Origin of the sequence: Pseudoalteromonas piscicida (genome assembly GCF_002744175.1) — a bacterium.
Taxonomy (GTDB): Bacteria; Pseudomonadota; Gammaproteobacteria; order Enterobacterales; family Alteromonadaceae; genus Pseudoalteromonas; species Pseudoalteromonas piscicida_B.
In genome coordinates this window covers 1-5,524 of the sequence record NZ_NKHF01000120.1, presented here as the reverse complement: position 1 = coordinate 5,524, position 5,524 = coordinate 1, and the positions used below count along the sequence as shown (strand labels likewise).

General features: G+C 36.3%; 2 protein-coding genes. Both read right to left on the bottom strand.

Annotated features, from left to right (window positions below; translation table 11 throughout):
- Positions 1 to 2,506, bottom strand: a 2,506-nt coding sequence (locus CEX98_RS22000; RefSeq protein ID WP_143484377.1) for an RHS repeat domain-containing protein, incomplete at its 3' end; no start/stop codon positions are given.
- A gap of 1,800 nt (positions 2,507 to 4,306) precedes the next feature.
- A partial coding sequence (locus CEX98_RS22960; RefSeq protein WP_172439833.1) for a hypothetical protein occupies positions 4,307 to 5,524 on the bottom strand: 1,218 nt, incomplete at its 5' end.

Sequence of the window (5,524 nt, the reverse complement as noted above, 5' to 3'; positions counted from 1 at the left end):
CTTCAGGAGAGTCAATAAAAGTGGCAATCTTATATTCTGGGGCCCCAAATGCTTGATACGTTGTTGTGGTAACGTTCTTGAGTGGGTCCGTCACTTTAATTTTATTGCCCGCTAGGTACGCATATTCAGTCTTACCACGTCCTGATATACTCACCGATTTTATGCGGTCCAGGGCATCATAATCGGTGGAGGTGCCATTGGTTTCGCCACTGCTGTAACTTTCAAATGATGAAAAGATCTGGCGATCTTTATAATCATACTCAAAACGCTGATATTTAGTATTGCTGCTATCGTCAGCATAAGTGGTATTATCTGTGGATTGTGTTTTTATTAAGCGCAGTAGACTATCATAAGTTTCAACGGTCTTAACCTTGGCTATATCTGTACACTCATTTTCGGCATTCAACATACACCGCTCCACCGAGCGCGTATGATTGTTATCATCCCAACTAAATTTAGTGTCTAACCATCCACTTTCAACAATATTGATCCCCGTTAACCTATCCAAATTATCATAACTATATTTTACTTCCTCTCCCTTGAAACCCTTTGAATAAGTTAAATTACCATACGAATCAACATCGAAAATACTTGTCTTCTTATTATCACCATATCTGTCTGGAATCAAAATCTTTGTTGGGAAACCAAGCTTATATTCACTATATTCAACATCTAGAGTTTTTCCTTCACTAGGAATAAGAGAAAGCTTTGTTAAGTTACCCTCACCATTCACCTCAGACTTTTTAAACAGCCTACCATAAAGGTAAGATTTATATGGAAAGTAAAACCCCCCCTCACTTTTCCTCTTATAATCAAACCTATATTCTTCAACATAACCACCTGCCTCCTCTTTATCATAATATATTGACTTTGATTTAACCATATCAAGGAACCACTTATCTGTATCAGAAAAATATTCAAACTTTACTCTTTTTTCTCTATTTCCCGTATATGATATAGTCTTAGGTGACCCGTAATCTGTGTAATCATGATGAAAAGATAGATAGGTATTATCATCTTGAGTTATTTTGTTACTTTTCAATACTGAAAACTCGTACACATGGGCATAACTCAAACCTCCTGAATTAATAAAAACTTGTTCGCAGTTATCGTAAAACTCACACACTGGATGGACTGCGTCAGAAAGTGTATACTCGTAGTAATCAATATCTACCGTCTTAATAACACTTCCATCCGAACTTAATGTTTCTTCCTTAATCCTTTCAGCAAAAGAACTCCCCAACACTGTTGAAAATGAAACTCTTTCAGAGTGATCATCATAGTTAATTTGTATGGTTCTAATTTTATCGGCGTCTTTATTGCTTTTTTGAGGTACAAATTCAAAAGTCGTTATATAAGATTGAGAATCACTAAGCTGAACTTCTTTTTCTTCTAAGGAATAATAAATCTCTCCACCATGTTCATTCGCAGCCTGAGAATGGAAACAAAAGTTATCAACTCCATCGATTGAACCATCAAAAATATTATGATTATTACCATTATACGTTGAAACACCACAAATAACATAATTTATCTTATATTTGTAACTGGTCAACAACCTTCCATTATAATCAATCGTAAGAATTTTACTTTCTGGATTTAAAATATCCCCAACCTTATTTTTTACTTTATAATCTATGTAATACCCCTCCGGGTACAAAACCTTCTGACTGTGAATAGTATAAAAACCTCCACTCGACATTCCAAGACTTTTATTATAAAGATAAGAAACCTCCCTATCTCCATAAGTAACTTTGGAAATAATTTTTTTACTTGTAAATTTAGGATCACTACCAGGTTTATTGACATAATCTATAGACAAACTTCTCCCATCATTAGATGAAATTGAAGAAACGTAATCACCTCCATATGAATAATTAACCCAATTACCATAGTAATCTTCTATTCTAGTTGCCAAGTATTTATATTCTTTTGCGTAATACTTCAATTGATAACTGACACCTTTCGGGCTGACAACTTTCATTCCTGATTCTTTGCACGAAATATACCAATTATCCTTTGATATCCAGTCAGCAGAATCCGGAAACTTTGTATTTGCGTGGCTTTTTCGGAAGAACTCTGTAGAATGCTTTTCGTTGCTAAACGTCACCCTAAAGTTTGCGGCTTGATAAGCTGCAGACTCAAAGCTTGATGGAGGAGAACCTTGACTTGGTAGTCTTTTTTTACAGTAACGGTGCTCCCACCTAAAGTACTTAGTTGGAGAATCATAATAATCCATCCGCAACAAACCAATATTTACCATCGGAATTATAAAACCACCATGTTGTATTTTAGAAAATGATGGTTCTTTAATTTCCCTAACAATATTAACCGGCAAACCATGATTACCTTTCAAATCAACATCATAAGATAAAACACTCACACTTAGATTAAATAAATCAATCCTCTCCTCTTGTTCAACAAACTCATTTATTTTTGACTTAGAGAAAGAAGACTGAGGAAGTTTAACATTATAAAAATCACTCAATTTATATTCATCACTCACCCTTCCATCTACAGAAAAACAAAATAAAAAAATAAGAAAACAACAAAAACACCTCACAACAATTTCTCCTTAAAGTTCAGTCCATGAATGAGACAAACTCACTCACATAAAGAAGGAATAAAAAATAAAACAAGCCTACAACCAAAAAGCACCAACCTTATAAAAATTATTTTACAGGTTAATTAACAGTGAAAACCATCACCACTTAGGAACCTAGCTCAACAAAACTGCTTCAGAAACACATTATCCAACCACATTAAAAACACAACCATTACTATGAAACCAAACTGGAAAAATAACACATGAATTGTGAAATTATAATTAACATACAAACAAGGACAGTATAATCAAACACCCCTACAAATATTTAAAATAAAAACAATATAAAACAGCAAGTTAATCACTATAACAGTTTATAGATTTTGACTCTCCACACCGAACTCCCTAATAAATCTGTATGTATAAAGATGAGTTTTTTTGCAACTTGTAAGAAATACCTTTTCCGCAAAGGAAGTATAATTCTGGTTAAAAACAGCCTTGGCACAAAGTGTTGGTTTAGTGCTATTAACGTCAATAACGGTGACCACAATATACTTCTACCATTTAATGCAAGCCGCGTTGCAACTAGTTGCTTGTCAACAATGGCATCACTCAATCCGGCTTCAGTGATAGGACGACTTATTATCATTGATATTTAGCCCTGAATTATTAAAGGATTCTCTAACTGGATTGATACAATCAGTCGGCGGTCAAATAGTCTGAAGGAATTGTAGGAAAGCGTTGGGTCTTGGCTTCGTCAACAAATTACTCCTATTGAGTTGGAAACTTCTAGCCTCAAAAAACTGATGTCTGTCATTATCACCTTTAGGCCCTCGCCAGCTGTCTTCTGGTGCACTCTTTTTTATAGCTCAGCATGAATACATACCTCCAATAGAGTATCCCCGCTTCATCTAAATCAAAACGTGTTTTAGACCATCCAAAGCGCCTTTCATCGATGTTACATCGACCTCATACACAACAAATTGCCGACTAGTATCGCACTCAGTGTTACAAACTACTATCTCATAGAAATTTCTATCGGTATTAGAAACACCTACCAGCGCGCTCACAGCAGAGCTACGTTAAATCTTTTTTTACAAATACCACATATACCACTCCTGCAACTTCTTCTCCCAGAGGAAGCCAAGTGAGTTGTATCTGTGAGCCAACTTTTATCAAGGGAATTATAACGTCACTGTATTTTTCAACTCGATCCATTCCTTTCAAAAAATTAACTGGAAGAAGCATTATACTTTTAAAGATAAAATTAAAACCCACTAGTAATTGAACCTTCCGTCACAATAGAGTTCAAATAACCACCAAAAACACCTCATTAGATTCATAATTATCAGTAAGTAAGATTCATCCGAAAAAGTAATTGTACCCGATTGGCACACTTAAGTATATAAAAGATAAATCCATCTAATAGAACATTTAAAACACCTGTTCGTTTAACCCCCAACAAAACTCACTTAGTCGATTCTGTATATTGATATTTAAATACTTCGACTGGCCACACTAAATCAGTCTAGGCTGAGTATTTGCTTTATCGACAGTTCGGTTATGGCAGCGCTTTTTTTAAGCGCTGCCATAAATAGAGGTTTATCTCTTGTCTAGCCGTAACTTCTTCACTTGGAATACTTGTATACGCAAATGAAGGCAGTGATAAAAATAAAAATTATATTTATAAAACTTTTAATAAGAATCCATCATTATTATAAACCTTAGAGTATCTCGCATTAAGCGTAGCTCTAATCTATATTAAGTACCCACACTCTCGGCTACAGGGCTTCCCAACAAATCTGTATGAATATAGATAATCTGCTTTTTAGGTTTTCCTTTTGCTACGTAACTCCCAGATGTACAGACCCCGTCGCTAAAACATACTTTTATACGATAGTGCCTGCCGTCTTCACCCGGGATCGCAAACTGTAATTGACTGCTATTTAGTGTTTTCAGAGTTGACCAATCTAATGCTGACATATCGCACTGGTTAGCGCAGCTTGCAGTCTCAATAATATAGCTTTTTGCACCAGCTATTTGTTGCCATGTAAGCTCTGTTTTAGTTTGCTCTGGCGTAAATTCACTGTTCAATACCTCAATTTGCTTTTCAGTACTCCACCTTTCGCTACACATTACTTGTGTGCTATTAAATGTTCCACAAGCTTGCGCAAAGAAGCGATATCTACCTGGTTGCTCAAAGGCAAAATCATGAACTCCTGCGCCACTGTTACTAACGCTAGCTAGTTCTATCATGTCCGAACTTCCCGGTTTTATCACAAAGAGAGTCGTAGTTAGAGAAGTACTTGGTGGGCTGGCAAATTGCCAAGTTATGCGTTCAGATTTATTAATAAAAGTTCTTTCAATTGCAGTGATTTTGAGAGCCGGGGTGCTACTTGGCAAACCAACCGTGGTATAGTCTTTAGTAGGTTCGGACCAACCAGAACAAACAGCATTACCGATCACTCCTGTACAAGAGCGAATTTTATACGAGCGAACACCCGCTTCGACATTATCCCAAGCGATATAGTGAGTATTCGACGTAAACCGACCAGGTAATGTCCAGTCATTATTATTGTACTTAATTGAGATATCGTAGTAGTCAGCGCCTATTATTGGCCCCCACTCTAACCTTGTTGAGCTCCCATCAACCTGCACATCATGTATCCAAAGCGGTATCGAAACTTTATTCGACTCCGCAGACCATTCACTACAATTCGTCAGACTGTCGTCACATGAGCGGATCCGATAACTGCGTTCACCCGATGGTACGTCATCCCAGTTGATGCGTTTTTCGTTACTGATAAACCTACCAGGTTCAGTCCATTCGTTATGGTTAAACTTAATTTGAATATCAAACTTTCCTTTCAGAGAAGTATCCCAAAGTAATTCAATTCCATGCTCACCAACCCTGTTTGCACGAGGAGTATCTACAAAGTTTTTGAGTGGTAATGAAGTATCAGAATAATCTGAACAACC